Here is a 23,639-nt window from a genome sequence, read left to right as displayed (position 1 = left end):
GGCTTACGCCTTCCTCAAACCGACTACTACGACGCTGCCGCGGCACCGGGCCGCGCCATTACACGATACGGCCGCGGTCCCGTACCCGGGCACCGCGGCCGTAAGCGCTGATCTTCGGGGAGCTACTCGCCCTGGCCGAGCGCGGCCATCGCGCGCTGGGTGACCTCGTCCACCTTGCCGAGGGCCGGGATCGTGACGACCAGGTCCTGCGCCTTGTAGTGGTCGATGATCGGCTCGGTCTCCGTGTGGTAGACCTCCAGCCGCTTGCGGACGGTCTCCTCGCGGTCGTCCTCGCGCTGGTAGAGGTCGCCGCCGCAGATGTCGCAGACACCTTCGGTCTTCGGCTTGTGGTAGTCCACGTGGAAGACATGGCTGCTGTCGTTGCGGCAGATCCGGCGGCCGGCGATCCGCTTGACCACCTCGTCCTCCGGGACCTCCAGGTCCAGGACGGCGTCCAGCTTCACGCCCTTGCCCTTGAGGTAGGCGTCCAGCGCCTCGGCCTGGCCGATGTTGCGCGGAAAGCCGTCCAGCAGGAAGCCGTTCTCGGCGTCCGGCTGGTCCATCCGGTCCTCGGCCATCGCGATCGTCACCGAGTCGGGCACCAGGTTGCCCGCGTCCATGTAGGACTTGGCCTCTTTGCCCAGGTCCGTGCCCTGGCTGATGTTGGCGCGGAACAGGTCGCCCGTGGAGATGTGCGGGATCGAGAGGTTCTTGGCCAGGTACGCGGCCTGCGTACCCTTGCCTGCCCCAGGAGGCCCGACGAGGACGATTCGCATCAGCGGAGGAACCCTTCGTAGTTGCGCTGCTGGAGCTGGCTCTCGATCTGCTTCACGGTCTCCAGACCCACACCCACGATGATCAGGATGCTCGTCCCGCCGAACGGGAAGTTCTGGTTGGCCTTGAACAGCACCAACGCCACTGTTGGCACAAGCGCGATCAGACCCAGGTACAGCGAGCCCGGCCACGTGATCCGGTTGAGCACGTAGCTGAGGTACTCGGCCGTGGGGCGACCAGCCCGGATGCCCGGGATGAAGCCACCATACTTCTTCATGTTGTCGGCAACTTCCTCGGGGTTGAAGGAGATGGCGACGTAGAAGAACGCGAAGAAGACGATCAGCAGGAAGTACGTGACGATGTAGACCGGGTGGTTGCCCTTGGTGAAGTTGGTCTCGATCCAGACCGCCCAGCCCGCCTTCGAGCCGCTGAACTGGGCCACCAGCGCCGGGATGTAGAGCAGCGACGAGGCGAAGATGACGGGGATGACGCCCGCCTGGTTCACCTTGAGCGGGATGTAGGTGGACGTGCCGCCGTACGAGCGGCGGCCGATCATCCGCTTGGCGTACTGCACGGGGATACGCCGCTGGGCCTGCTCGACGAAGACCACCAGGGCGACCATGGCCAGGCCCACCACGATGACGGAGAAGAACTCGATCCAGCCGTCGGCCAGCTTGCCGGACAGCTTGATCTGCCACAGCGAGCCGGGGAAGCCGGCCGCGATGCCGACGAACATCAGGATCGACATGCCGTTGCCGATGCCGCGGTCGGTGACCAGCTCACCGAGCCACATGACCACGGCCGTACCGGCGGTCATCGTGATCACCATGGTGATCGTGGTGAAGATCGAGTCGCTCGGCACGATCTGGCTGGCGAGCTGGCAGCCCTGGAACAGCGTGCCGCTCTTGGCGGTGGCGACCAGGCCGGTGCCCTGGAGGACCGCCAGCGCGACGGTCAGGTACCGGGTGTACTGGGTGATCTTCGCCTGTCCGGACTGGCCCTCCTTCTTCAGGGCCTCCAGACGGGGGATGACCACCGTCAGCAGCTGGAGGATGATGCTTGCCGTGATGTACGGCATGATCCCCAGCGCGAAGATCGTGATCTGGAGCAGCGCACCACCGCTGAACATGTTCACCAGGCCGAAGAGACCGCCATTGGCGCCGGCCTGCTTCATGCAGGTTTCGACATTGGAGTAGTTCACCCCCGGCACCGGAACGTGCGCTCCGAGCCGGTAGACGAGCACGATGCCCAATGTGAACAGCAGCTTCTTGCGCAGGTCGGGCGTCTTGAACGCTCGGGCGAACGCGGTGAGCACGGTGCCTCCTGCGCCTCCCGCCTCTGGAGCGAGAGGTGACGGTCTAAAGGATCGACGGATACAAAGCGGCCAAAACCGCGCAGACATTAGCCCACGCGGTGGGGGCCCGGGGGAAGAACCCCCGGAAAATACAGCAACAGTGCACGCCACCTTACCGGCGACCAGGCCCCCCTTGGAACGACCGACCGGGGATGCCCCAATACGTGGGCATCCCCGGTCAGTTGATTCACTGAGTTCAGATGAGCTCGGTGACGCTGCCACCGGCAGCGGTGATCTTCTCCTTGGCGGAGCCGGAAACGGAGTCCACCGTCACCGTCAGCGCCACGGAGATCTCGCCCTGGCCCAGGACCTTGACGAGCTCGTTCTTGCGCACCGCGCCCTTGGCGACCAGGTCGGCCACCGTGACCTCGCCACCCTGCGGGTAGAGCGCGGCCAGCTTGTCCAGGTTCACGACCTGGAACTGCTTGTGGGCGGGGTTCTTGAAGCCCTTCAGCTTCGGGAGGCGCATGTGCAGCGGCATCTGGCCGCCCTCGAAGCGCTCCGGAACCTGGTAACGGGCCTTCGTGCCCTTGGTACCACGACCAGCGGTCTTACCCTTGGACGCCTCACCACGACCCACACGGGTCTTGGCGGTCTTGGCGCCCGGGGCAGGACGGAGGTTGTGGACCTTCAGCGGGTTGTTCTCCGCCATGTCAGTCGACCTCCTCAACCGTCACGAGGTGGCGGACGGTGTGCACCATGCCGCGGTACTCGGGGCGGTCCTCCTTGACAACCACGTCGTTGACCCGCTTGAGGCCGAGCGAACGCAGGGTGTCGCGGTGGTTCTGCTTGCTGCCGATGATGGACTTGGTCTGCGTGATCTTGAGCGAAGCCATTACGCGTTCACCCCGGCACGCGCCCGCAGCAGAGCGGCGGGAGCAACGTCCTCCAGCGGCAGGCCACGGCGGGCGGCGATCTCCTCGGGGCGCTGCAGGCCCCGCAGAGCGGCCACCGTGGCGTGCACGATGTTGATCGGGTTCGACGAGCCGAGCGACTTGCTCAGCACGTCGTGGATGCCCGCGCACTCCAGGACGGCGCGCACCGGGCCACCGGCGATCACACCGGTACCGGGGGAAGCCGGCTTGAGCAGGACGACGCCCGCAGCCTCTTCGCCCTGGATCGGGTGCGGGATGGTGCCGGCGATACGGGGGACCTTGAAGAAGTGCTTCTTGGCCTCCTCCACACCCTTGGCGATGGCGGCCGGCACCTCCTTGGCCTTGCCGTAACCGACACCCACGGTGCCGTCACCGTCGCCCACCACGACCAGCGCGGTGAAGCTGAAGCGACGACCACCCTTCACAACCTTGGCGACGCGGTTGATTGCGACAACCCGCTCGACGTAAGCGGTCTTCTCGGCAGCAGCGCCGCCGTCCCGCCGGTCCTTACGGTCCCGCCGCTCGCCGCCACCGGCACCGCTGCCGCGGCGCTGGGGTCCAGCCATTGGAATTACCTCTCTCTGTTACGTCCGCTAGCTCGGAACCGGGGCTTAGAACTTCAGCCCGGCTTCGCGGGCGGCGTCGGCCAGAGCGGCAATCCGCCCGGCGTACTGCTTGCCACCACGGTCGAACACGACGGCCTCGACGCCGGCGGCCTTGGCGCGCTCGGCGACCAGGGAACCGACCTGCTTGGCCAGGTCCGTCTTGTTGCCCTCGCCACCGCGGATCGACGCGTCCAGGGTCGACGCCGACGCCAGGGTGTGACCCTTGATGTCGTCGATGACCTGGGCGGCGATACCGCGGTTGGACCGCGTCACGACCAGACGCGGACGCTCCGGCGTACCCGAAATCCGCTTGCGGATGCGGATGTGGCGACGCTTGGCGGCGGCGCGCTTGTAGGCGTCGCCCTTCGCGACCTTCACACCGTATGCCATGGCTTACTTACCAGCCTTTCCGACCTTGCGGCGGATGACCTCGCCGGCGTACTTGACGCCCTTGGCCTTGTACGGGTCGGGCTTGCGCAGCTTGCGGATGTTCGCGGCGACCTCGCCGACCTTCTGCTTGTCGATGCCCTCGACGCTCAGCTTGGTCGGGGACTCGACCTTGAACGAGATGCCCTCGGGCGCCTCGACCAGGATCGGGTGGCTGTAACCGAGCGAGAACTCCAGGTTGGAGCCCTTCGCCTGGACGCGGTAACCGACACCGCTGATCTCGAGCGCCTTGGTGAATCCCTGGGTCACGCCGGTGATCATGTTCGCCACCAGCGTGCGGGACAGGCCGTGCAGGGCCTTGTTCTGACGCTCGTCGTTCGGGCGGGTGACGTTGATGACGCCGTCCTCACCCTTGGCGACCTCGATGGGCGCGGCGACGGTGTGCTGCAGGGAGCCCTTGGGACCCTTCACCGAAACCGTGCGGCCGTCGATGGTGACGTCCACACCAGCGGGAACCTGGATGGGCAGCTTGCCAATACGCGACATTAGCTATTCCTCCGTTCCCGAATTACCAGACGTAGGCGAGAACTTCTCCGCCTACGCCCTTCTTGCTGGCCTGCTGACCGGTGAGGAGACCGTGCGACGTGGAGATGATCGCCACGCCCAGGCCGCCGAGCACCTTCGGCAGGTTGGTGGACTTTGCGTAGACCCGCAGGCCCGGCTTCGAGATGCGCTTGATGCCGGCGATCGAGCGCTCGCGGTTGGGACCGAACTTCAGCTCGAGGATGAGGTTCTTGCCGACCTCCGCGTCCTCGACCTTCCAGCCGGTGATGTAACCCTCCTGCTGGAGGATCTCCGCGATGTGCGACTTGATCTTGCTGTGCGGCATCACGACGGTGTCGTGGTACGCCGAGTTCGCGTTCCGCAGACGCGTGAGCATGTCTGCGATGGGGTCAGTCATGGTCATGAATTGGCCTTCGGCCTCTCTCGCCGGGGTTTCCTGTATGCGCCATCCCTCTCCCCGATCAGGGTCGGGACGGGTGCGGCGCGGGGACCTTCGGCGTAGTAAGTCGTTCCTGGGCGGCGGGGCGCCCAACCCTTCTACCCTACGGGATCAAAGGGCGGGGCCCCGCCGAACAGATGCTTACCGAGAGACTCCGGAACCACCCACGTGACTCCTTTCGCCCGCCGGGCGCCCGTGCGGGCGCTGGTCGGACGAACGGGAAGGGGTGTTACCAGGAGCTCTTGGTCACGCCCGGCAGCTCGCCACGGTGAGCCATCTCACGAAGGCACACGCGGCACAGGCCGAACTTGCGGTACACGGAGTGCGGCCGGCCGCAGCGCTGGCAACGCGTGTACGCGCGCACAGCGAACTTCGGCTTGCGGGCCGCCTTAGCGATCAGAGCCTTCTTCGCCACGGTCAGTTCTCCTTGAACGGGAAGCCGAGGTGACGAAGCAGGGCGCGGCCCTCATCGTCGTTGGACGCCGTGGTGACCACGGTGATGTCCATGCCCCGCTGCCGGTCGATCTTGTCCTGGTCGATCTCGTGGAACATGACCTGCTCCGTGAGACCGAAGGTGTAGTTGCCCCGACCGTCGAACTGCTTCGGGGACAGACCACGGAAGTCGCGGATGCGCGGGAGCGCGAGCGACAGCAGGCGGTCCAGGAACTCCCACATGCGGTCACCGCGGAGGGTGACGTGGGCACCGATCGGCTGGCCCTCGCGCAGCTTGAACTGCGCGATGGACTTACGGGCCTTGGTGACGGCCGGCTTCTGGCCGGTGATCGTGGTGAGGTCGCGGATGGCGCCCTCGATCAGCTTGGAGTCGCGGGCGGCGTCGCCCACACCCATGTTGACCACGATCTTGGTCAGACCGGGGATCTGCATGACGTTCTCGTAGGAGAACTCGTCCTTCAGCTTCCCGGCGATCTCTTCGCGGTAGCGCTGCTTGAGGCGCGGCGCGTTGGTGGTGGCAGTCATCAGATGTCCTCACCGGTCCGCTTGGCAACGCGGATCTTGTTGCCTTCGTCGTCGAAGCGGTACCCGACGCGGGTGACGACCTTCTTGCCGTCCTTCTCCACGACGAGCTGCACGTTGCTCACGTGGATCGGGGCCTCGGTCGTCACGATGCCGCCGGTCTTGGAGCCACGAGCGGTCTGACCGGCCTTGGTGTGCTTCTTGACCCGGTTGACACCCTCGACCAGGACACGGTCCTCGCGGGGGAAGGCCGCGATGACCTTGCCCTGCTTGCCCTTGTCCTTGCCGGTGATGATCTGGACCAGGTCGCCCTTCTTGATCTTCATCGGTTACAGCACCTCCGGCGCGAGCGAGATGATCTTCATGAACTTCTTCTCGCGCAGCTCCCGGCCCACGGGGCCGAAGATGCGGGTGCCGCGGGGGTCGCCATCGTTCTTGAGGATGACGGCCGCGTTCTCGTCGAAGCGGATGTACGAGCCGTCCGGACGGCGGCGCTCCTTGACGGTGCGAACGATGACCGCCTTGACGACGTCACCCTTCTTCACGTTGCCACCGGGGATCGCGTCCTTGACGGTGGCGACGATGACGTCACCGATGCCCGCGTAGCGGCGGCCCGAACCACCGAGAACACGGATGGTGAGAATTTCCTTCGCACCCGTGTTGTCGGCGACCCGAAGCCGCGACTCCTGCTGGATCACGTCTATCTCCTGATCGTCTGCCGGTTCCCGGCGGGGGCCTCACTGCGGAGGCCCACCGCCGAGCCTGGCGGAACTGACCTGGGGGAAACCCCCCAGGCGGTATCTAGCGGAATTCCCGAACGGGAAATTCCTTACTTGGCCTTCTCGAGGATCTCGACGATGCGCCAGCGCTTGCTCGCCGAAAGCGGACGCGTCTCCATCAGGAGGACGCGGTCGCCGACACCGGCAGCGTTCTGCTCGTCGTGCGCCTTGAGCTTGTTCGTACGGCGGATGACCTTGCCGTACAGCGCGTGCTTGACGCGGTCCTCGACAGCGACGACGACGGTCTTGTCCATCTTGTCGCTGACGACGAGACCCTCGCGGGTCTTGCGGAAGCCGCGCTGCTCGTTCGTCTCAGTCACATTCTTCTCGCTCATCAGGCGCTCTCCACCGTCTCGATGCCGAGCTCGCGCTCACGCATCAGGGTGTAGATCCGGGCGATGTCCTTGCGGACGGCCTTCAGCCGGCCGTGGTTCTCAAGCTGTCCGGTCGCCGCCTGGAAGCGGAGGTTGAACAGCTCCTCCTTGGCCTCACGAAGCTTCCCAACGAGGTCCTCGTTGTTCAGCTCGCGCAGCTCGGTCGCCTTGGTACCGGCCGCCATCACGACTCACCTGCCTCGCGCCGCACGATGCGGCACTTCATCGGAAGCTTGTGGGCGGCGCGGGTCAGCGCCTCCTTCGCAACCTTTTCGTTCGGGAAGGACAGCTCGAACATCACCCGACCGGGCTTGACGTTCGCGACCCACCACTCCGGAGAACCCTTACCGGAACCCATGCGGGTCTCGGCCGGCTTCTTCGTCAGCGGGCGGTCCGGGTAAATGTTGATCCAGACCTTGCCGCCACGCTTGATGTGACGGGTCATGGCGATACGAGCGGACTCGATCTGCCGGTTCGTCACGTAGGCGGGGGTCACGGCCTGAATGCCGTACTCACCGAAGGCAAGCTCGGTGCCACCCTTGGCCATACCGTTGCGCTTCGGGTGGTGCTGCTTGCGGTGCTTGACCCTGCGAGGGATCAGCATGTCGGTCAGCCCTCCGTTCCGGTGCTCTCAGCAGCCGGAGCAGCGGCAGCGGCCTCGGCCTTGGGGGCCTCGGCAGCGGCGTTCTGCTGCGGCTTGCGGCCGCCACGGCCGCCACGCTCGCCACCGCGGCGCGGGCGGTCGTTGCCGCCACCACGGGCCGGGCGGTTGCCCGCACGGGCGGCGGCGTTCTCGGCGCGGACCTCGGCGATGTTCTTGACGTCGCCCTTGTAGATCCAGACCTTCACACCGATACGGCCGAAGGTGGTCTTGGCCTCGAAGAAGCCGTAGTCGACGTTGGCGCGGAGGGTGTGCAGGGGCACGCGGCCCTCGCGGTAGAACTCCGAGCGCGACATCTCGGCGCCGCCGAGACGGCCACCACACTGGATCTTGATGCCCTTGGCGCCGGCCTTCATCGTCGACTGCATGCTCTTGCGCATGGCACGACGGAAGGAGACGCGGGAGGACAGCTGCTCGGCGACGGCCTGGGCCACGAGCTGAGCATCGGTCTCGGGGTTCTTGACCTCGAGGATGTTCAGCTGGACCTGCTTGCCGGTCAGCTTCTCCAGTTCGCCGCGGATGCGGTCGGCCTCGGCGCCGCGGCGGCCGATGACGATGCCCGGACGAGCGGTGTGGATGTCAACGCGGACGCGCTCACGGGTGCGCTCGATCTCCACCTTCGAGATACCGGCGCGCTCCATGCCCTTCGTCATCATGCGACGAATGGCGACGTCTTCCTTGACGTAGTCCTTGTACAGCTTGTCGGCGTACCACCGCGACTTGAAGTCGGTGGTGATGCCGAGCCGGAACCCGTGCGGGTTTACCTTCTGGCCCATTACCGGGTTCCTTCCTTGCTGCTGACGACCACGGTGATGTGGCTGGTCCGCTTGCGGATCCGGTAGGCACGGCCCTGGGCACGCGGACGGAACCGCTTCAGGGTCGGGCCCTCGTCGACGTACGCCTCGCTGATGACCAGCGAGGAGGCGTCCGTGTGGTCGTAGTTGTGCGCGGCGTTGGCAATGGCGCTGTCCAGCACCTTGCCCACGGGCACGCTGGCGGCCTGCGGGGCGAAACGCAGGACCGCCTGAGCCTCCGTGGCATCCATGCCACGGATAAGGTCCACCACGCGGCGGGCCTTCATGGGCGTGACGCGGATGTACCGCGCCTGGGCCCTGGCTTCCATGGTTGTCCCTTCGGTGTCAGTCATAGTCTTCGCACTCCGGTCGATCAGCGACGACGCGACTTGCGGTCGTCCTTCTCGTGGCCGCGGAAGGTGCGGGTCGGCGCAAACTCGCCGAGCTTGTGGCCGACCATCGACTCGGTGACGAACACCGGGACGTGCTTGCGGCCGTCGTGCACCGCGATCGTGTGGCCGAGCATGGCCGGGACGATCATCGAGCGGCGGGACCAGGTCTTGATGACGTTCTTGGTGCCGGCTTCGTTCTGGACATCCACCTTCTTGGCGAGGTGGTCGTCGACGAAGGGCCCCTTCTTGAGACTACGCGGCATCTAAACCCGCTCCTAGCGCTTCTTGTTCGTCTTGCGGCGGCGGACGATGTACTTGTTCGAAGCCTTCTTCGGCGAACGCGTACGACCCTCCTTCTGGCCCCACGGCGAGACCGGGTGGCGGCCACCGGAGGTCTTGCCCTCACCACCACCGTGCGGGTGGTCGACCGGGTTCATCACGACACCACGCACGGTCGGGCGGACGCCCTTCCAGCGCATACGGCCGGCCTTGCCCCAGTTGATGTTCGACTGCTCGGCGTTGCCGACCTCGCCGACGGTGGCGCGGCAGCGCACGTCGACCAGGCGGATCTCACCGGACGGCATACGAAGGTGGGCCATGGAGCCCTCCTTCGCCAGCAGCTGCACGGAGGCACCCGCGGAGCGGGCGAACTTCGCGCCGCCGCCGGGCCGCAGCTCGATGGCGTGGATCGTCGTACCGACCGGGATGTAGCGCAGCGGCAGGTTGTTGCCCGGCTTGATGTCGGCGCCCTGGCCGTTCTCGATGCGGGCGCCCTGCACCAGGCCACGGGGGGCGATGATGTAGCGCTTCTCGCCGTCCGCGTAGTGGAGCAGCGCGATGCGGGCGGTGCGGTTCGGGTCGTACTCGATGTGCGCGACCTTGGCCGGCACGCCGTCCTTGTCGTGACGACGGAAGTCGATCACGCGGTAGGCGCGCTTGTGGCCACCACCCTGGTGGCGAACGGTCACACGACCGGCGTTGTTACGGCCGCCCTTGCTGTGCAGCGGGCGGACCAGCGACTTCTCCGGCGTGGACCGCGTGATCTCGACAAAGTCGGCGACGCTGGAGCCACGACGGCCCGGGGTCGTCGGCTTGTACTTGCGGATACCCATTTCTCAGTCCTCGTCCGATTCCGGACGACTCGGACTCCGTTAGGAGACCGGGCCGCCGAAGATGTCGATACGGTCGCCCTCGGCGAGGGTCACGATGGCGCGCTTGGTGTTGGCGCGCTTGCCGAAACCGGTGCGGGTGCGCTTGCGCTTGCCCTGCCGGTTGATCGTGTTGACCCCGGTGACCTTGACCGAGAAGACCGCCTCGACGGCCTGCTTGATCTGGGTCTTGTTCGCACGCGGGTCGACGACGAACGTGTACTTGTTCTCGTCCAGCAGCGCGTAGCTCTTCTCGGAGACGACCGGCTTGACCAGAAGGTCGCGCGGGTCCGAGAAGGACTTGCTGGTAACGGTCGCCTCAGTCATCAGGCGGCGCTCCCTTCGAGCTCAGCGGCCTTGGGACCAGCCACGAAGGACTCGAAAGCGGCCTTGGTGAAGACCACGTCGTCGGAGACGAGCACGTCGTACGTGTTCAGCTGGCCCGGCTCCAGGATGTGGACCTGGGGCAGGTTGCGGGCGGACAGCCACGCGGCCTCGTCGGCGCGCTCGGCGACCAGCAGCACGTGCTTGCGCTCGCTGATCTTGCCGAGGAGAGCCTTGGCGGCCTTCGTGGAGACCTCGCCCTCGACCACGCCGGAGACGACGTGGATGCGGCTGTTGCGGGCCCGGTCGGTGAGGGCACCGCGCAGGGCGGCGGCCTTCATCTTCTTCGGGGTCCGCTGCGAGTAGTCACGCGGCACGGGACCGTGCACGACGCCACCGCCGGCGAACTGCGGCGCGCGGGTCGAACCCTGGCGCGCGCGGCCGGTGCCCTTCTGGCGGTACGGCTTCTTGCCACCGCCGCGGACCTCGCCGCGAGTCTTGGTCTTGTGCGTGCCCTGACGGGCAGCGGCCAGCTGCGCGACAACGACCTGGTGGATCAGCGGGATGCTGACCTTCGCGTCGAAGATCTCCGCGGGGAGCTCGACGGTCCCGGCCTTGTCGCCTGCCGGCGAAAGGATGTCAATGGTGCTCATCGGTTACCTCAGGCCCCCTTGGCCGCGGTACGGACCAGGACGAGGCCGCCGTTCGGACCAGGAACTGCGCCCTTGATGAGCAGCAGACCCTTCTCCGCGTCAACGGCATGGACGGTCAGGTTCTGGGTGGTGACCCGCTCGTTGCCCATACGGCCGGCCATCCGCATGCCCTTGAACACGCGGCCCGGGGTGGCGCAGCCACCGATGGAGCCCGGCTTGCGGTGCACGCGGTGGGCACCGTGCGAAGCCTTGCCGCCGTGGAAGCCGTGACGCTTCATGACACCGGCGAAGCCCTTGCCCTTGCTCTTGCCGGTCACGTCCACCTTGACGCCGGACTCGAAGGTCTCGGCGGTCAGCTCCTGGCCGAGGGTGTACTCGCTGGCGTCAGCGGTACGGACCTCGACGAGGTGACGGCGGGGGGTGACGTCGGCCTTCGCGAAGTGGCCCTTGAGGGGCTTGTTCACCTTGCGCGGGTCGATCTCGCCGAAGGCGATCTGGACGGAGTCGTAGCCGTCCTTGTCATTGGTGCGCACCTGGGTCACGACACAGGGGCCGGCCTTCACCACGGTCACCGGGACGACACGGTTGTTGTCGTCCCAGACCTGGGTCATGCCGAGCTTCTCGCCCAGGATGCCCTTGATCTGCTTAGCCATTCTCAGATCACCGACCCTCAGAGCTTGATCTCGATGTCGACACCGGCCGGAAGGTCGAGTCGCATCAGGGAGTCAACGGTCTTCGGCGTCGGGTCGAGGATGTCGATCAGGCGCTTGTGCGTGCGCATCTCGAAGTGCTCGCGCGAGTCCTTGTACTTGTGCGGCGACTTGATGACGCAGTACACGTTCTTCTCGGTGGGGAGCGGCACCGGGCCCGCGACCGACGCACCAGTACGGGTCACCGTCTCGACGATCTTCTTCGCCGACGTGTCGATGACCTCGTGGTCGTAGGCCTTGAGCCGGATGCGGATCTTCTGTCCCGCCATGGCTACTTCGTAGTCCTGTCTCTCGTAACGCTCTGGGACCCGGTACGTTGCCGTTCATCCACCGACCCACGCGGTCGGGCGTGTCGCGCCCCTTCCCGCAGATCTCCGCAAGGGCGATCCTTCGAGAAGGAGAACGTGGGGGATGAACACCCACCGGGCGCCTGGCCGAGGCACCCCGCTGACGCTTCCCGGAAGATTCCCGTACTTCCGCCCCTGATAAGGGACGACGAATACCTAGGACTCGCTTCCAGTCCTCCCGGCGGGAGGCGCGCAGCATCGGCACTCAACCGAGCAACCTGGACAGTGTGCCATACGAGCGGCGAACGCCGCCAATCAAGCCCGAGATCGTACACCGATCCGGGGGCGCCGATTGCACGGACCCGGCGGCGACACGCCGAATCCGACCGCTGCGGGACGCGTTGTCGCAGGCCAGGGCGGGTCCACGCGCTGCGTCACGCCGCGATCGCCATCTGCCACTGGATCCGGGCGGGCTCCTCCGTACGGCGGTCCCCGGTCTCCATGGCGAAGGCGGCGCGCGGGTGATCGCGGACCAGGCGGAGCCACTCGCCGACGGTGGCCGTGGCCGGTACGGGCACGACGCGGCCGGAGCGGGCCGGGCCGCGACTGGACAGCACGGTGACGGTGAACCGGTCCGTATCGGTGACCAGCACCGCGTCGTGCGGGAAGCGCGCCACGCACTCCATCACGCCGCGCGCGGGCTCCCGGCCGTCGGCCACGACCAGGACATGGTTGCCGTGCTCGTCCGTCGTCCCGTCGAACCCCGCCAGCAGGGTCAGGAAGCGGCTTATGTGGCGGCTGCGCAGCTCGTCGATGACGCGCTGACGCCCGTCCTTGAAGCCCGGGGTGGTGGCGAAGCGGAAGGTCAGCGAGATGCGCCCGGCCAGCGCCACGTCGATCTGCGCCATCTCCTCGCGCGTGGGGTGCGCGGCGCCGTCGTCCAGGCCGTGCGCGGCGAGCCAGTGGTTGACCTCGGACCACAGCCACGCCTGCGACCGGCCGACGGTCCCCTCGGGGGCCGGGAAGGGCGCGCCCCGGGCCTTGCGCGCACCGGCGACCCACTGCGCGACGTTCTGCCGCGAGCGTCCGGTGCGTTCGGCGATCTCGTGTATACCGACCAGGTCGCGGTCGAGGCGGCACACCCGTAGGCGCGGCACGGTGGCCCGTATGGCCGACGCGGCTTCGAGGGCGGCCTGTACGGCGCAGTCGCCGGGCCAGCTGACGCTGAGCAGGTCGACGCCGCCGGCGCGCGCGAGGAGGGCGTCACAGGTTTCGCGCAGCGCGTCGATGGCGTCCTGGTCGTCGACGGTCGCGCCCGTGACGACGAAGGTGAAGTCGTAGTCCATGGCGGCGTCCCCCTAGTCCTTCCGCAGGGTCGCAGAGTCCGTTGTCGTTCGTCAACAGACAAAGCATGACAAAACCTGTCGCACCCTGCCAGAGCAACTGTCGCAAAACGTACGGACCCCGACGGCCCACCTCAGTTGACGCAGTGGTCACGCTTCGCCGCGCGGCATGCCCGTCAGACTGCGGTTCGGCGCCTCCCCGGGCAGCGGGCACCGGGCCGCCAGCCGGTCGATCACCCGGGCGTGCGCGGTCGGGCTGCGCGGCGTGCCCGCCACGGGAATGACCGTGCAGCGGCCCTCACACGGGCAGTAGAGGCGCCCCCAGTGCCCGTCCTTGCGCAACACCCAGCCCCGGGCGGCCCACTTCTCCAGGACGCGCCGTACGTCCTTCTTGGGGTGGTCGCAGGGCCTGATCTCGCTGCCGACCACCCGCTCACCGCCCGTCGGCGGATACGGACGGCTCCCGGAGGCCGCGGCGCGCGGGCGGCTCCGGGACGACTGCGGGGCCGGCGCCGCGCGCGGCGGGGGTGACGGGGCGAGCAAGTACCACGAGAGGCTGACTCCTCTGGTGCCGACGGGACGTTCTTGTGGCGACGCCTGATCCCCCTCGGCGCGCGCCGACCCTCCCAGACCCATCACGCTCCGACGCCAGTACGTTACTCCAAATGACGGATGGCGTTCGGCAATTCGTGCGCGCCACACCCCGCGACGAACTGCGCTCCCCTTTTCGATTCGCCGCAAAATCCTATAGCTCACAAGAAATGGAAGCCGTCCGAATGAAGCTGGGGAGCCGGTGACTGAAGGCTTCCGCCAAGGGAATCCTGATTCCCGTGCCGAGGGGCCGAAGGCGCGGGGTCCCTCCCGGCCTCCCCCGGCCCGGCGCCGAGGACGTGGACCAGCACGCGCGGCCTGGTGTCCCGTACTCCCCGCCACTCCGCCATCCGTAAGGCGGAGCGACGGATCCGGCCGCCTCCTGCGCGCGCCTTCCGGACCGTACTACCGATTATCGGCCCGCCGATAAACCCTTCGCGAACAGTTCCCCGTACCGAGGAATCACTCCACCCGCCTATGCACACCACCCTGCCGAAATCCCCCGCCCGGACTTTCCACCACCGGAGGAAGTGCCATGCCCCTGAGCCCACCGGCCGAAAACGGCCCGTCGGCGCCGCCCCGCGTCATCGCCGTGAGCGGCCCGGCCCACGTGGGGAAGGGCACGCAGCTGCGGCTGCTGGCCCACCGTGCCCCGCAGCTCGATGTCTGCCGTCCCGCGGAGGAGCACGTCCCGCAGTGGCCGGCGCTCATCGGTACGGACCGCACCGGCTGGTGGCTCCAAGGCGCTTCGTACCAGGAACTGGCGGATGTGCTCGCCGCCTCCTTCCTGGCGCGCACGCGGCAGCCGCACGCGGGTGCCCTGCGCTGCGTACGGCAGGGCCTGCCCATGCTGGAGGCGACGCTGGCGGCGGTGGCCGCGGTGCGCGAGAAGCGTTCGACGGCGCGTGCGGCCGATGACGCCCGCGCCGTGCTCGCCCCGTACCGCGCCGCTCTGTACGCCGCCGAGGAGAGCGAGTACGGCATCGTCCTGCTGCACGACGAGGACCCCGCGCGGGGCGTCGCGCGCGGTCTGGCCCGGTCACCGGCTCCGAACGGGCTCCTGGAGAACTACCGGCGGCGGCTGCACGAGCAGATTCACCGCCTGGTCGACGAAGGGCGGTTCGACACGGCCGTCGTCGTCGGCGACCGGCCGGTCATCGACGTACAGCACGAACTGCGGCAGTGCCTCCACCGGCTGTACCCAGCGGTGCCGGAATGTGCGCTCTCACGCGTACGGGTGGTGGCGCTCGGCGGCGACAGCGACCAGGCGCGCGAGGCCGCGGGCGAATACCTGCGTACCCGGCGCGGCTACGCCCGCCTGGATGCCGCGCACCTGGTCGGCGAGGCGGCGTCCGACGCCCGGACCTGGGCCGAACGCCTCACCGACGGCCTCGACCGGTACTGCGCCGCGCATCCCTTCCTCGATCGGGTGAGTGTCGAGCCCGTCCGTGACGCCGACGCGCTCGCGGAGCTGCGGAAGGTCTTCGGTGACCGGCTGCGCGTCCAGGACGGACCGCCGGCCGGGCGAACCGCCGCCCCCTGGGCCCAACTGTCCCTTCAGCGCCGCCTCGACCGCCTGGCCTTCGATTCGGCCTGGACGTTCCGGACGCCGAAGCCCGTCTCCGTCCACAGCCTGGGGTTGCCGCCGTGTCTCGGCGTCTACCTGCGCGCGCTGCGCGAGCGGCTCACCCGGCCGTCCCCCGTCGTGGACCTGATCGCGGTGACCGGCAGCGCGGCCCGGGGGACGTACGAGCACGGCTGGAGCGGCCTGGACGTCCTCGTCCTGGCGCCGCAGGACCGGCTCCCCCGGCTCCGGCAGGTACGCGCCGAGCTGGCGCCCGAGCTGGCCGGGGTGCGGCTGACCATGACGGTCCTCACCGAGGACGAGTTCCGCGCGGGCGCCCTGCCGCCGCGGCTGCTGCACGTCCTCACCCTGAGCGGGGCGGGCGCCATCGCTCCCCTGTGGTGCGCCCCCGGCCTCGCCCTGCCCGTACCGGACGCCGTGACGTACGCGGACGGCAGCCTGCGCGACGGGGTGCGGGCCGCCGTCACCCTCCGCAGACAGCTCCTGCTGGACGTCCCGGACCCGCACGCGCTCTACAAGGCCACCGCCCTGCTCGCGAAGATCATGCTCCGGGTGGAGTGCGGGGCCGAGTACCCGGCCGACGACCAGGCCATCGCGGCCTTCCACCGGCGGCAGCCCGACGGCGGCGGCGACGGACCGGGCGACGTACGCAACGACCGGGCCGGGGCCGAGCGGATGGCCGGGGCCGTGCTGCGGGGCTGGCTGGCGACGCTCGGCGCCGGACCGGCGCCCGGAAACCCGGTCACCGGTGCCCCGGAGGCCGCACCTCCGCGTACGGCCGAAAACCGCCCTCCCTGGTAGGCGCGCTCCGAACCCCTCGGGCGCCGGCGAAACCGGTGACCGGAGACCCGGACGCCGGTGGCTGCGGCCCCAAAAGCCAAAGCACCGGGGGGAAAGGAACCCAACCACCCCCTACCGTCCCCATTCGTCACCCACCTGGGTGATCGCAAGGCGGAATGGTCGCTTCCGCTGCGCCGGAGGGTGCACTGTCAGCCACAGCACCACTGGCCGCATGACCCTCTGACATATGCAAAAGGCCCCTGATCGGGATTGCCGCCCCGATCAAGGGCCGGTCCACCTGGGAAGCAGCAACCCCCCGGTGGACGCGCCCACCAAGGAAAAGCCCTTCCTGGTGGACTGCCCACCAAGAAGACGGACTTTCCCGATGGACGAGAAACAGCCTAGTGTCCCCGAGCGTGTGCGTGGCGTGGTTCGCCGATACACCACCGGTCTGTGCAAGATCGGCGGCTCCCGGCCCCTCCGCTTCACGATCATCGGCAACCATCTCGCGCAGCACCGCGGCCTCTCCGCGACGGCGATCGGCATCGCGACATACGTCCAGTCGCTGCCGGACGGCACCCCCGTCGACATCCGCACCCTGGCCCGCCGCTTTCCCGAGGGCCGCGACCGGATCTCCGCCGCCCTGCGCGAGCTGGAGAAGTACGGCTACATCAAGCGGGTGAAGGAGCGCCTGGAGTCGGGCACGTTCGTCACCGTCACGTACTCGTACGCCAATCCGGAGCCCGCCCAGGAGCCCGCCGCCGGAGGCACCCCGGCCGCCTGCGAGACCGCGTCCGCACCGCGCCTGCCGGGGCAACGCCCACCGAAGCAACGGAAGCGTCTGAGGGCGCCCGGGCCCCGCGCCGCGCCCCCGCCCACGCCGCCCACCCCTCCGCGGCCTCCTACGGACCCGCCCCCGCCGGCCGCTCCGCAGCCCCCGCCCGCCGCCGTCGCCCTCCTCGCCGACCTGCGCAAGGACGACCCCCGCCTCCTGCTCTCCACGCGTGACGTGCGCCGTCTCGCCCCGGACGCCGCCGTCTGGCTGGAGCACGGCGCCTCACCGGAAGCCGCCCGCCGCATCCTGAGCGCCGACCTCCCGGAGACGCTCCACAATCCCGCGGCCTTCATCGCCCACCGGCTCCGCGAACTCCTCCCCCCGCCCCTCCCCCGGGCTCCCGAGCCGCCCCGGGCCCTGCCGATGCAGAACTGCCCGGACTGCGATCACGCCTTCCGGGCCGCCGAACCCGGCCTCTGCAACCCGTGCCGACGGGAGCGGGAGGCGCCTTCCGAAGCGGACGAGCCGCACTCACGCGAGTAGGCGGCCGCGCCCGTCAGACGGCCGGCTGGGCCGCCACCGCCCCGGGGCTCCGCCGGTCGTCCCCGCCCGGTACCGGCTCCGAGGCGTCCGCCCCCACACCGACGATCCGGTTGGCCGCGTCCACGTGCACCACGCGCGGCCGCAGCGTACGGGCCTCCGCGTCGTCCACCTGCGCGTAGCTGATCAGGATCACCAGGTCGCCGGGGTGTACGAGGTGCGCGGCGGCGCCGTTGATGCCCAGGACGCCGGAGCCGCGCTCGCCCTCGATGATGTACGTCTCCAGGCGGGCGCCGTTGGTGATGTCGACGATGTGGACCAGCTCGCCGGGGAGCAGATCGGCGGCGTCCAGCAGATCGGCGTCGACCGTCACCGAGCCGACGTAGTGGAGGTCCGCCTGGGTCACGGTGGCCCGGTGGATCTTGGACTTGAACATGGTGCGCAGCATGGCGTCACTTCCGTCAGAAGGGTCGCGTCCCGAAGGGGTACGCGCCGACCCGCACATGCTAGGCAGCCGCGGGCGGAAGCAGAAGACGCTGCCCCCGAACAGCGAGAAGCCCCGCTCACCCGAAGGTGAGCGGGGCTTCTCGGAGCGCTCGCAAGAGCTGCCGGGTCTCCCCGACCGTCGAATTACTTGACGATCTTGGTGACCTGGCCGGCGCCGACGGTCCGGCCACCCTCACGGATGGCGAACTTCAGGCCCTCCTCCATGGCGACCGGCTGGATCAGCTGGACCGACATCTCGGTGTTGTCGCCCGGCATGACCATCTCGGTGCCCTCGGGGAGGGTCACAACACCGGTCACGTCAGTCGTACGGAAGTAGAACTGCGGACGGTAGTTGTTGAAGAACGGCGTGTGGCGGCCACCCTCGTCCTTGGACAGGATGTAGGCCTGCGCCTCGAACTCGGTGTGCGGGGTGACCGAGCCCGGCTTGATGATGACCTGGCCGCGCTCGACGTCCTCGCGCTTGATGCCGCGGAGCAGCAGACCGACGTTCTCACCGGCCTGGCCCTCGTCGAGCAGCTTGCGGAACATCTCGATGCCGGTGACCGTGGTGGTGGTCTTCTCGGTCTTGATGCCGATGATGTCGACGGTCTCGTTGACCTTGAGGACACCACGCTCGATACGACCGGTGACAACGGTGCCACGGCCGGTGATCGTGAAGACGTCCTCGATCGGCATCAGGAACGGCTTGTCGACGTCACGCTCGGGCTGCGGGATCGACTCGTCGACGGCGGCCATGAGCTTGAGGACGGAGTCGCCCCACTCCTTGTCGCCCTCGAGCGCCTTGAGCGCCGAGACCTTGACGACCGGAACGTCGTCGCCCGGGAACTCGTACTCCGAGAGGAGCTCACGGACCTCGAGCTCGACGAGCTCCAGGATCTCCTCGTCGTCCACCATGTCGGCCTTGTTCAGGGCCACCACGATGTAGGGCACGCCGACCTGGCGGGCCAGGAGCACGTGCTCCTTGGTCTGCGGCATCGGACCGTCGGTCGCGGCGACCACGAGGATCGCGCCGTCCATCTGGGCGGCACCGGTGATCATGTTCTTGATGTAGTCCGCGTGACCGGGGCAGTCGACGTGGGCGTAGTGACGGTTCTCCGTCTGGTACTCGACGTGCGCGATCGAGATGGTGATACCGCGCTGGCGCTCTTCGGGAGCCTTGTCGATCTGGTCGAAGGCCGAGGCCTCGTTCAGGTCCGGGTACGCGTCGTGCAGCACCTTGGTAATGGCGGCCGTGAGGGTCGTCTTACCGTGGTCGATGTGACCGATGGTGCCGATGTTGACGTGCGGCTTAGTCCGCTCGAACTTCGCCTTCGCCACTGGGATCCTCCTGTGGAGTGGTTCTGTACGCCTTACTCATCGGCGCCAGGTGATCTTTGCTGGGGTGCCGGCTGCCGGGGGCCCACCCCGCGGGTGGCGGGGACGAGCCCCGGCAGACGGTGTCAAGCCTAAAGCGTGTTCCGACTCGGGGGAGACGGGACTACTCGCCCTTGGCCTTCGCGATGATCTCCTCGGCGACGTTCCGCGGAACCTCGGCGTAGGAGTCGAACTGCATCGAGTAGCTTGCGCGACCCGAGGTCTTGCTGCGGAGGTCTCCGACGTAGCCGAACATCTCCGAGAGCGGAACCAGGCCCGTGACGAGCTTGGCGCCGTGGCGGTCCTCCATGGACTGGATCTGACCGCGACGCGAGTTGATGTCGCCGATGACGTCACCCATGTAGTCCTCGGGCGTCGTCACCTCGACCTTCATCATCGGCTCCAGCAGGGCCGGGCTGGCCTTGCGGGCGGCCTCCTTGAAGGCCATCGAACCGGCGATCTTGAAGGCCATCTCCGAGGAGTCGACCTCGTGGAAGGCACCGTCGAGAAGCACGACCTTGACGCCGGTCAGCGGGTAGCCGGCGAGCACGCCGAACTCCATGGCCTCCTGGCAGCCCGCGTCCACGGACGGGATGTACTCCCGCGGGATACGGCCACCGGTGACCTTGTTCTCGAACTCGTACCCGTCGCCCTCGAGGGGCTCCAGGGCGATCTGGACCTTCGCGAACTGACCGGAACCACCGGTCTGCTTCTTGTGCGTGTAGTCCAGCCGCTCGACGGCCTTGCGCAGGGTCTCACGGTAGGCGACCTGCGGCTTGCCGACGTTGGCCTCGACCTTGAACTCGCGCTTCATACGGTCGACCAGCACGTCGAGGTGCAGCTCGCCCATACCCGCGATGATGGTCTGGCCGGTCTCCTCGTCCGTGTGGACCTGGAAGGACGGGTCCTCCTCGGCGAGACGCTGGATGGCGACACCCAGCTTCTCCTGGTCGCCCTTGGACTTGGGCTCGATGGCGACCTGGATGACCGGGGCCGGGAACTCCATCGACTCCAGGATGACCTGGTGCGACGGGTCGCAGAGGGTCTCACCGGTGGTGGTCTGCTTCAGACCCATGACGGCGACGATGTCACCGGCACCCACCGACTCGATCTCCTCACGCTTGTTCGCGTGCATCCGGTAGATCTTGCCGATGCGCTCCTTCTTGCCCTTCACCGAGTTGGTGACCTGCGAGCCGGCCTCGAGGCGGCCCGAGTACACCCGGATGAAGGTGAGCTTGCCCAGGTGGGGGTCGCTCGCGATCTTGAAGGCCAGCGCGGCCAGCGGCTCGTCCTCGGAGGGACGGCGCTTGATGACCTCGTCCGCGTCGTTGACGGCGTGGCCCTCGATGGCCTCGACGTCCAGCGGCGACGGCAGGTAGCGCACGACCGCGTCGAGCAGGGGCTGCACGCCCTTGTTCTTGAACGCGGTGCCGCAGAAGACCGGGGTGACGGTGGTGTCGCCGCCCTTGCCGGAGTTGATGGTGATACGGCGGATCGCCGCGTGCAGCTGCTCCTCGGTGGGCTCCTGGCCCTCCAGGTACAGCTCCATCATCTCTTCGTCGTTCTCGGCGACGGCCTCAAGGAGCTTGCCGCGCCACTCGTCGGCGGCCTCGGCGTGCGTGGCCGGGATGTCGACGGTGTCGTACATCTCGCCCTTGGCGGCCTCGGCGGACCAGACCAGCGCCTTCATGGCGACGAGGTCGATGACGCCCTTGAAGTCCGCCTCGGTGCCGATCGGCAGCTGCATCACGATCGGGGTCGCGCCCAGGCGGTCCACGATCATGTCGACGCAGCGGTGGAACTCCGCACCGGTGCGGTCGAGCTTGTTGACGAAGCAGATACGCGGCACGCCGTAGCGGTCCGCCTGGCGCCAGACGGTCTCGGACTGCGGCTCAACACCGGCAACGCCGTCGAACACCGTCACCGCACCGTCGAGCACGCGCAGCGAACGCTCCACCTCGACGGTGAAGTCGACGTGGCCCGGGGTGTCGATGATGTTGATGGTGTGGTCGACGTTGTTCAGCGGCCAGTGGCAGGTCGTCGCGGCAGACGTGATCGTGATGCCGCGCTCCTGCTCCTGCTCCATCCAGTCCATCGTGGCAGCGCCGTCGTGGACCTCACCGATCTTGTAGGAGACACCGGTGTAGAACAGGATCCGCTCGGTGGTGGTCGTCTTGCCCGCGTCGATGTGGGCCATGATCCCGATGTTGCGGACCTTGGCCAGGTCAAGCGAAGTGGTAGCCATAGTGGCTCAATCTTCTCTCGGTCTCGATGTGGGTAGCGACTACCAGCGGTAGTGCGCGAAGGCCTTGTTGGACTCGGCCATCTTGTGCGTGTCCTCACGCTTCTTGACCGAAGCGCCGAGGCCGTTCGAGGCGTCCAGCAGCTCGTTCATGAGGCGCTCGGTCATGGTCTTCTCACGGCGGGCGCGGGAGTAGCCCACGAGCCAGCGCAGCGAGAGCGTGGCGGCGCGGCCGGGCTTGACCTCGACCGGGACCTGGTAGGTCGCGCCACCGACACGGCGGGACTTGACCTCGAGGGTCGGCTTGATGTTCTCGAGCGCGCGCTTCAGCGTGATGACCGGGTCGTTGCCGGTCTTCTCACGCAGACCCTCCATGGCGCCGTAGACGATGCGCTCGGCGGTGGAGCGCTTGCCGTTCAGCAGCACCTTGTTGATGAGGGAGGTCACCAGAGGAGAGCCGTAGACCGGGTCGATGATGACCGGGCGCTTCGGGGCGGGGCCCTTACGAGGCATTCTTACTTCTCCTTCTTGGCGCCGTAGCGGCTGCGAGCCTGCTTGCGGTTCTTGACGCCCTGCGTGTCGAGGGAGCCGCGGATGATCTTGTACCGAACACCCGGCAGGTCCTTCACACGGCCGCCGCGCACGAGCACGATCGAGTGCTCCTGCAGGTTGTGGCCCTCACCCGGAATGTAAGCGGTGACCTCGATGCCGCTGGTCAGACGCACACGCGCGACCTTACGCAGGGCCGAGTTCGGCTTCTTCGGGGTGGTCGTGAAAACACGCGTGCAGACGCCGCGGCGCTGGGGCGAACCCTCCAGTGCGGGCGTCTTGTTCTTCTCGACCTTGTCCTGCCGGCCCTTGCGGACCAGCTGCTGGATCGTAGGCACCGTTTCTCCGGTTTCTGTGTGCCAGTCTCGGTAAAGCTAACCTGGAACAGTCCCCGACCCACGCGGTCGGGTGTGTCGAATACTGCAGACCCCTCGCTGGGACGAGGACGGCGGCAGATTGCGGTGTCGAGACCCGGCTTGTCGTGCGGACGAGTGCACGCACGGCAGCCCGAGGACACCCCAGGCACAAGGTCAGAGCGTACCTACCGCATGGGCTGCGGTCAAAACAAATGCACACGCGAAGGACACGCCGGACTCCTCCGGCGCTGCGGCCACCGTAGTGCGATCAGGAGCCGTACGGAAGAAGGCTCCACCTCCGCTCCGCGGGCCGTCCGGGCCGCCGCATGGGCCGTACGGGTGTGCCGGACACCGTCACTCCGGCTTGTACCACGCCGGCGCCGGCTTCGCGCGTGTGACGTTCTTCCTAGGCGCGGGAAAGCACCGCCAGCATCATCAAGAGCAGGAAGAACGCCCATCCGCCGATGCTCAGCCAGCCCAGGACCAGCCCGGCCACCGCCTGGCCGTCCCCGCGCTCCCCGGACCGGCGGATCTCGGCACGGGCCTTGTGGCCCAGGATCACCGCGGGTATCCCGGTCAGGCCCCCCGTCGCCATGGTGAGGATGCCGCAGATCAGCGCGCCGGTCGCGGTGCCGTTCGTCGGCACCTGCGCAGGCATCGGCGCCGGCATGAAGGTCTGGGGCACCGCCGGAGAGGGCGCGAACTGTGCCTGCGGCACCGGGCCCTGCGGCAGATCCGCGACCAGCATCTGCAGCTCGCCATGGGTCTGTGCCTGGTAAGCGCGGCCGATCCGCTGCTCGTACTCGTGCTGCGGAAGCCGGCCCTCGGCGAACCCGGCCTTCAGCACGTCGACCGCACGCTCGCGGTCGGCGTGCGAGGCGCGCATCGCCGGTGTCTGCCCCGACGCCTGGACCGGCGGCTGA

General features: G+C 68.0%; 33 protein-coding genes. 2 read left to right on the top strand and 31 right to left on the bottom strand.

Annotated elements, in window-relative coordinates; all coding sequences use genetic code 11:
* Positions 1 to 122: 122 nt before the first annotated feature.
* The 25 genes from CP984_RS22300 to CP984_RS22175 all read right to left on the bottom strand — a co-directional run bounded on the left by CP984_RS22300 (position 123) and on the right by CP984_RS22175 (position 13,867).
* Positions 123 to 776, bottom strand: a complete 654-nt coding sequence (locus CP984_RS22300) for an adenylate kinase (protein ID WP_004571842.1) — start codon at positions 774 to 776, stop codon at positions 123 to 125.
* Positions 776 to 2,089 (bottom strand): preprotein translocase subunit SecY, encoded by a 1,314-nt coding sequence (secY, locus tag CP984_RS22295; RefSeq protein ID WP_004571841.1) that lies wholly within the window; start codon positions 2,087 to 2,089, stop codon positions 776 to 778. The genes CP984_RS22300 and secY overlap by 1 nt, the downstream gene beginning before the upstream one ends.
* Before the next feature lie 235 nt (positions 2,090 to 2,324).
* On the bottom strand, positions 2,325 to 2,780 hold the full coding sequence (rplO, locus tag CP984_RS22290; RefSeq protein WP_004571840.1) for a 50S ribosomal protein L15: 456 nt from the start codon (positions 2,778 to 2,780) through the stop codon (positions 2,325 to 2,327).
* A 1-nt stretch (position 2,781) separates the two neighbouring features.
* Complete coding sequence (rpmD, locus tag CP984_RS22285) at positions 2,782 to 2,964, bottom strand: 50S ribosomal protein L30 (RefSeq protein WP_004571839.1); 183 nt, start codon at positions 2,962 to 2,964, stop codon at positions 2,782 to 2,784.
* A complete protein-coding gene (gene rpsE / locus CP984_RS22280) occupies positions 2,964 to 3,569 on the bottom strand; it encodes a 30S ribosomal protein S5 (protein WP_004571838.1) in 606 nt (201 codons plus the stop codon). Before rpsE ends, rpmD begins: the two co-directional genes overlap by 1 nt.
* A 45-nt stretch (positions 3,570 to 3,614) precedes the next feature.
* A complete protein-coding gene (gene rplR / locus CP984_RS22275) occupies positions 3,615 to 3,998 on the bottom strand; it encodes a 50S ribosomal protein L18 (protein WP_004571837.1) in 384 nt (127 codons plus the stop codon).
* Positions 3,999 to 4,001: 3 nt separating this feature from the next.
* Positions 4,002 to 4,541, bottom strand: a complete 540-nt coding sequence (gene rplF / locus CP984_RS22270) for a 50S ribosomal protein L6 (RefSeq protein ID WP_004571836.1) — start codon at positions 4,539 to 4,541, stop codon at positions 4,002 to 4,004.
* Positions 4,542 to 4,563: 22 nt separating this feature from the next.
* Entirely contained in the window at positions 4,564 to 4,962 is a 399-nt protein-coding gene (gene rpsH / locus CP984_RS22265; protein ID WP_004571835.1) for a 30S ribosomal protein S8, read from the bottom strand.
* Positions 4,963 to 5,227: 265 nt separating this feature from the next.
* Positions 5,228 to 5,413: a type Z 30S ribosomal protein S14 gene (locus CP984_RS22255; protein ID WP_004571834.1), complete on the bottom strand. Its 186-nt coding sequence runs from the start codon at positions 5,411 to 5,413 to the stop codon at positions 5,228 to 5,230.
* 2 nt (positions 5,414 to 5,415) lie between these two features.
* Positions 5,416 to 5,976, bottom strand: a complete 561-nt coding sequence (gene rplE / locus CP984_RS22250; RefSeq protein ID WP_004571833.1) for a 50S ribosomal protein L5 — start codon at positions 5,974 to 5,976, stop codon at positions 5,416 to 5,418.
* Positions 5,976 to 6,299: a 50S ribosomal protein L24 gene (gene rplX, locus CP984_RS22245; RefSeq protein ID WP_004571832.1), complete on the bottom strand. Its 324-nt coding sequence runs from the start codon at positions 6,297 to 6,299 to the stop codon at positions 5,976 to 5,978. The genes rplE and rplX overlap by 1 nt, the downstream gene beginning before the upstream one ends.
* Before the next feature lie 3 nt (positions 6,300 to 6,302).
* The gene (gene rplN, locus CP984_RS22240) at positions 6,303 to 6,671 is read right to left on the bottom strand and encodes a 50S ribosomal protein L14 (protein ID WP_003974257.1); all 369 of its coding nucleotides are present in this window, start codon (positions 6,669 to 6,671) and stop codon (positions 6,303 to 6,305) included.
* A 131-nt stretch (positions 6,672 to 6,802) separates the two neighbouring features.
* On the bottom strand, positions 6,803 to 7,087 hold the full coding sequence (rpsQ, locus tag CP984_RS22235) for a 30S ribosomal protein S17 (protein ID WP_004571831.1): 285 nt from the start codon (positions 7,085 to 7,087) through the stop codon (positions 6,803 to 6,805).
* Positions 7,087 to 7,311 (bottom strand): 50S ribosomal protein L29, encoded by a 225-nt coding sequence (rpmC, locus tag CP984_RS22230; RefSeq protein ID WP_004571830.1) that lies wholly within the window; start codon positions 7,309 to 7,311, stop codon positions 7,087 to 7,089. The genes rpsQ and rpmC overlap by 1 nt, the downstream gene beginning before the upstream one ends.
* Positions 7,311 to 7,730 (bottom strand): 50S ribosomal protein L16, encoded by a 420-nt coding sequence (gene rplP / locus CP984_RS22225; RefSeq protein WP_004571829.1) that lies wholly within the window; start codon positions 7,728 to 7,730, stop codon positions 7,311 to 7,313. The genes rpmC and rplP overlap by 1 nt, the downstream gene beginning before the upstream one ends.
* Positions 7,731 to 7,735: 5 nt before the next feature.
* Positions 7,736 to 8,563, bottom strand: coding sequence for a 30S ribosomal protein S3 (gene rpsC, locus CP984_RS22220; protein WP_004571828.1), 828 nt, complete (start codon positions 8,561 to 8,563; stop codon positions 7,736 to 7,738).
* Complete coding sequence (rplV, locus tag CP984_RS22215; RefSeq protein WP_004571827.1) at positions 8,563 to 8,910, bottom strand: 50S ribosomal protein L22; 348 nt, start codon at positions 8,908 to 8,910, stop codon at positions 8,563 to 8,565. Before rplV ends, rpsC begins: the two co-directional genes overlap by 1 nt.
* A gap of 44 nt (positions 8,911 to 8,954) precedes the next feature.
* Positions 8,955 to 9,236 carry a 30S ribosomal protein S19 gene (rpsS, locus tag CP984_RS22210; RefSeq protein ID WP_004571826.1) on the bottom strand — a complete coding sequence of 94 codons (282 nt, stop codon included), beginning with the start codon at positions 9,234 to 9,236 and terminating at the stop codon, positions 8,955 to 8,957.
* Between the two features lie 12 nt (positions 9,237 to 9,248).
* The gene (gene rplB, locus CP984_RS22205; protein ID WP_004571825.1) at positions 9,249 to 10,085 is read right to left on the bottom strand and encodes a 50S ribosomal protein L2; all 837 of its coding nucleotides are present in this window, start codon (positions 10,083 to 10,085) and stop codon (positions 9,249 to 9,251) included.
* Positions 10,086 to 10,124: 39 nt separating this feature from the next.
* Positions 10,125 to 10,448 carry a 50S ribosomal protein L23 gene (gene rplW / locus CP984_RS22200; protein ID WP_004571824.1) on the bottom strand — a complete coding sequence of 108 codons (324 nt, stop codon included), beginning with the start codon at positions 10,446 to 10,448 and terminating at the stop codon, positions 10,125 to 10,127.
* Positions 10,448 to 11,098, bottom strand: a complete 651-nt coding sequence (gene rplD, locus CP984_RS22195) for a 50S ribosomal protein L4 (protein ID WP_004571823.1) — start codon at positions 11,096 to 11,098, stop codon at positions 10,448 to 10,450. Before rplD ends, rplW begins: the two co-directional genes overlap by 1 nt.
* Positions 11,099 to 11,106: 8 nt before the next feature.
* Positions 11,107 to 11,751 (bottom strand): 50S ribosomal protein L3, encoded by a 645-nt coding sequence (rplC, locus tag CP984_RS22190; RefSeq protein WP_004571822.1) that lies wholly within the window; start codon positions 11,749 to 11,751, stop codon positions 11,107 to 11,109.
* Between the two features lie 17 nt (positions 11,752 to 11,768).
* Positions 11,769 to 12,077 carry a 30S ribosomal protein S10 gene (rpsJ, locus tag CP984_RS22185; protein ID WP_004571821.1) on the bottom strand — a complete coding sequence of 103 codons (309 nt, stop codon included), beginning with the start codon at positions 12,075 to 12,077 and terminating at the stop codon, positions 11,769 to 11,771.
* Positions 12,078 to 12,529: 452 nt separating this feature from the next.
* Positions 12,530 to 13,441 carry a helix-turn-helix transcriptional regulator gene (locus tag CP984_RS22180; RefSeq protein WP_004571820.1) on the bottom strand — a complete coding sequence of 304 codons (912 nt, stop codon included), beginning with the start codon at positions 13,439 to 13,441 and terminating at the stop codon, positions 12,530 to 12,532.
* A gap of 147 nt (positions 13,442 to 13,588) precedes the next feature.
* Positions 13,589 to 13,867 carry a hypothetical protein gene (locus tag CP984_RS22175; RefSeq protein WP_004571819.1) on the bottom strand — a complete coding sequence of 93 codons (279 nt, stop codon included), beginning with the start codon at positions 13,865 to 13,867 and terminating at the stop codon, positions 13,589 to 13,591.
* Between the two features lie 697 nt (positions 13,868 to 14,564).
* On the opposite strand from CP984_RS22175, the gene CP984_RS22170 reads away from it, so the two are divergent.
* Entirely contained in the window at positions 14,565 to 16,415 is a 1,851-nt protein-coding gene (locus tag CP984_RS22170; RefSeq protein WP_004571818.1) for a nucleotidyltransferase domain-containing protein, read from the top strand.
* Between the two features lie 406 nt (positions 16,416 to 16,821).
* On the top strand, positions 16,822 to 17,712 hold the full coding sequence (locus CP984_RS22165; protein WP_226048687.1) for a helix-turn-helix domain-containing protein: 891 nt from the start codon (positions 16,822 to 16,824) through the stop codon (positions 17,710 to 17,712).
* A gap of 13 nt (positions 17,713 to 17,725) precedes the next feature.
* Here CP984_RS22165 and panD read toward each other — a convergent pair whose 3' ends face one another.
* The 6 genes from panD to CP984_RS22135 form a co-directional block, all read right to left on the bottom strand.
* Positions 17,726 to 18,157 carry an aspartate 1-decarboxylase gene (panD, locus tag CP984_RS22160; protein WP_004571816.1) on the bottom strand — a complete coding sequence of 144 codons (432 nt, stop codon included), beginning with the start codon at positions 18,155 to 18,157 and terminating at the stop codon, positions 17,726 to 17,728.
* A gap of 182 nt (positions 18,158 to 18,339) precedes the next feature.
* Positions 18,340 to 19,533, bottom strand: coding sequence for an elongation factor Tu (tuf, locus tag CP984_RS22155; RefSeq protein ID WP_004571815.1), 1,194 nt, complete (start codon positions 19,531 to 19,533; stop codon positions 18,340 to 18,342).
* Positions 19,534 to 19,693: 160 nt separating this feature from the next.
* Positions 19,694 to 21,814, bottom strand: a complete 2,121-nt coding sequence (gene fusA, locus CP984_RS22150) for an elongation factor G (protein WP_004571814.1) — start codon at positions 21,812 to 21,814, stop codon at positions 19,694 to 19,696.
* A gap of 39 nt (positions 21,815 to 21,853) precedes the next feature.
* Complete coding sequence (rpsG, locus tag CP984_RS22145) at positions 21,854 to 22,324, bottom strand: 30S ribosomal protein S7 (RefSeq protein ID WP_004571813.1); 471 nt, start codon at positions 22,322 to 22,324, stop codon at positions 21,854 to 21,856.
* A 2-nt stretch (positions 22,325 to 22,326) separates the two neighbouring features.
* A complete protein-coding gene (rpsL, locus tag CP984_RS22140) occupies positions 22,327 to 22,698 on the bottom strand; it encodes a 30S ribosomal protein S12 (protein WP_003948652.1) in 372 nt (123 codons plus the stop codon).
* Positions 22,699 to 23,122: 424 nt separating this feature from the next.
* Complete coding sequence (locus CP984_RS22135) at positions 23,123 to 23,602, bottom strand: DUF1707 and DUF4190 domain-containing protein (RefSeq protein WP_004571809.1); 480 nt, start codon at positions 23,600 to 23,602, stop codon at positions 23,123 to 23,125.
* Positions 23,603 to 23,639: the final 37 nt, after the last annotated feature.

The sequence above is a fragment of the Streptomyces rimosus genome, assembly GCF_008704655.1.
GTDB classification, from domain to species: domain Bacteria; phylum Actinomycetota; class Actinomycetes; order Streptomycetales; family Streptomycetaceae; genus Streptomyces; species Streptomyces rimosus.
This window is presented reverse-complemented; position numbering and strand designations above follow the sequence as displayed.

Bases quoted from the DNA above. Each gene is read 5' to 3' on its own strand.
- rplC (WP_004571822.1), bottom strand. From the start codon at position 11,751: ATGGCTAAGCAGATCAAGGGCATCCTGGGCGAGAAGCTCGGCATGACC.
- rplW (WP_004571824.1), bottom strand. From the start codon at position 10,448: ATGACTGAGGCGACCGTTACCAGCAAGTCCTTCTCGGACCCGCGCGAC.
- rplD (WP_004571823.1), bottom strand. From the start codon at position 11,098: ATGAGCACCATTGACATCCTTTCGCCGGCAGGCGACAAGGCCGGGACC.
- CP984_RS22180 (WP_004571820.1), bottom strand. From the start codon at position 13,441: ATGGACTACGACTTCACCTTCGTCGTCACGGGCGCGACCGTCGACGAC.
- rplX (WP_004571832.1), bottom strand. From the start codon at position 6,299: ATGAAGATCAAGAAGGGCGACCTGGTCCAGATCATCACCGGCAAGGAC.
- rplB (WP_004571825.1), bottom strand. From the start codon at position 10,085: ATGGGTATCCGCAAGTACAAGCCGACGACCCCGGGCCGTCGTGGCTCC.
- rplV (WP_004571827.1), bottom strand. From the start codon at position 8,910: ATGGAAGCCAGGGCCCAGGCGCGGTACATCCGCGTCACGCCCATGAAG.
- rpsS (WP_004571826.1), bottom strand. From the start codon at position 9,236: ATGCCGCGTAGTCTCAAGAAGGGGCCCTTCGTCGACGACCACCTCGCC.
- rplR (WP_004571837.1), bottom strand. From the start codon at position 3,998: ATGGCATACGGTGTGAAGGTCGCGAAGGGCGACGCCTACAAGCGCGCC.
- rpmD (WP_004571839.1), bottom strand. From the start codon at position 2,964: ATGGCTTCGCTCAAGATCACGCAGACCAAGTCCATCATCGGCAGCAAG.
- rpsE (WP_004571838.1), bottom strand. From the start codon at position 3,569: ATGGCTGGACCCCAGCGCCGCGGCAGCGGTGCCGGTGGCGGCGAGCGG.
- panD (WP_004571816.1), bottom strand. From the start codon at position 18,157: ATGCTGCGCACCATGTTCAAGTCCAAGATCCACCGGGCCACCGTGACC.
- CP984_RS22135 (WP_004571809.1), bottom strand. From the start codon at position 23,602: ATGCGCGCCTCGCACGCCGACCGCGAGCGTGCGGTCGACGTGCTGAAG.
- rpsH (WP_004571835.1), bottom strand. From the start codon at position 4,962: ATGACCATGACTGACCCCATCGCAGACATGCTCACGCGTCTGCGGAAC.
- rplP (WP_004571829.1), bottom strand. From the start codon at position 7,730: ATGCTGATCCCTCGCAGGGTCAAGCACCGCAAGCAGCACCACCCGAAG.
- rpmC (WP_004571830.1), bottom strand. From the start codon at position 7,311: ATGGCGGCCGGTACCAAGGCGACCGAGCTGCGCGAGCTGAACAACGAG.
- rpsJ (WP_004571821.1), bottom strand. From the start codon at position 12,077: ATGGCGGGACAGAAGATCCGCATCCGGCTCAAGGCCTACGACCACGAG.
- rpsC (WP_004571828.1), bottom strand. From the start codon at position 8,563: ATGGGCCAGAAGGTAAACCCGCACGGGTTCCGGCTCGGCATCACCACC.
- rplF (WP_004571836.1), bottom strand. From the start codon at position 4,541: ATGTCGCGTATTGGCAAGCTGCCCATCCAGGTTCCCGCTGGTGTGGAC.
- rplE (WP_004571833.1), bottom strand. From the start codon at position 5,976: ATGACTGCCACCACCAACGCGCCGCGCCTCAAGCAGCGCTACCGCGAA.
- rpsQ (WP_004571831.1), bottom strand. From the start codon at position 7,087: ATGAGCGAGAAGAATGTGACTGAGACGAACGAGCAGCGCGGCTTCCGC.
- rpsG (WP_004571813.1), bottom strand. From the start codon at position 22,324: ATGCCTCGTAAGGGCCCCGCCCCGAAGCGCCCGGTCATCATCGACCCG.
- CP984_RS22300 (WP_004571842.1), bottom strand. From the start codon at position 776: ATGCGAATCGTCCTCGTCGGGCCTCCTGGGGCAGGCAAGGGTACGCAG.
- CP984_RS22170 (WP_004571818.1), top strand. From the start codon at position 14,565: ATGCCCCTGAGCCCACCGGCCGAAAACGGCCCGTCGGCGCCGCCCCGC.
- rplO (WP_004571840.1), bottom strand. From the start codon at position 2,780: ATGGCGGAGAACAACCCGCTGAAGGTCCACAACCTCCGTCCTGCCCCG.
- fusA (WP_004571814.1), bottom strand. From the start codon at position 21,814: ATGGCTACCACTTCGCTTGACCTGGCCAAGGTCCGCAACATCGGGATC.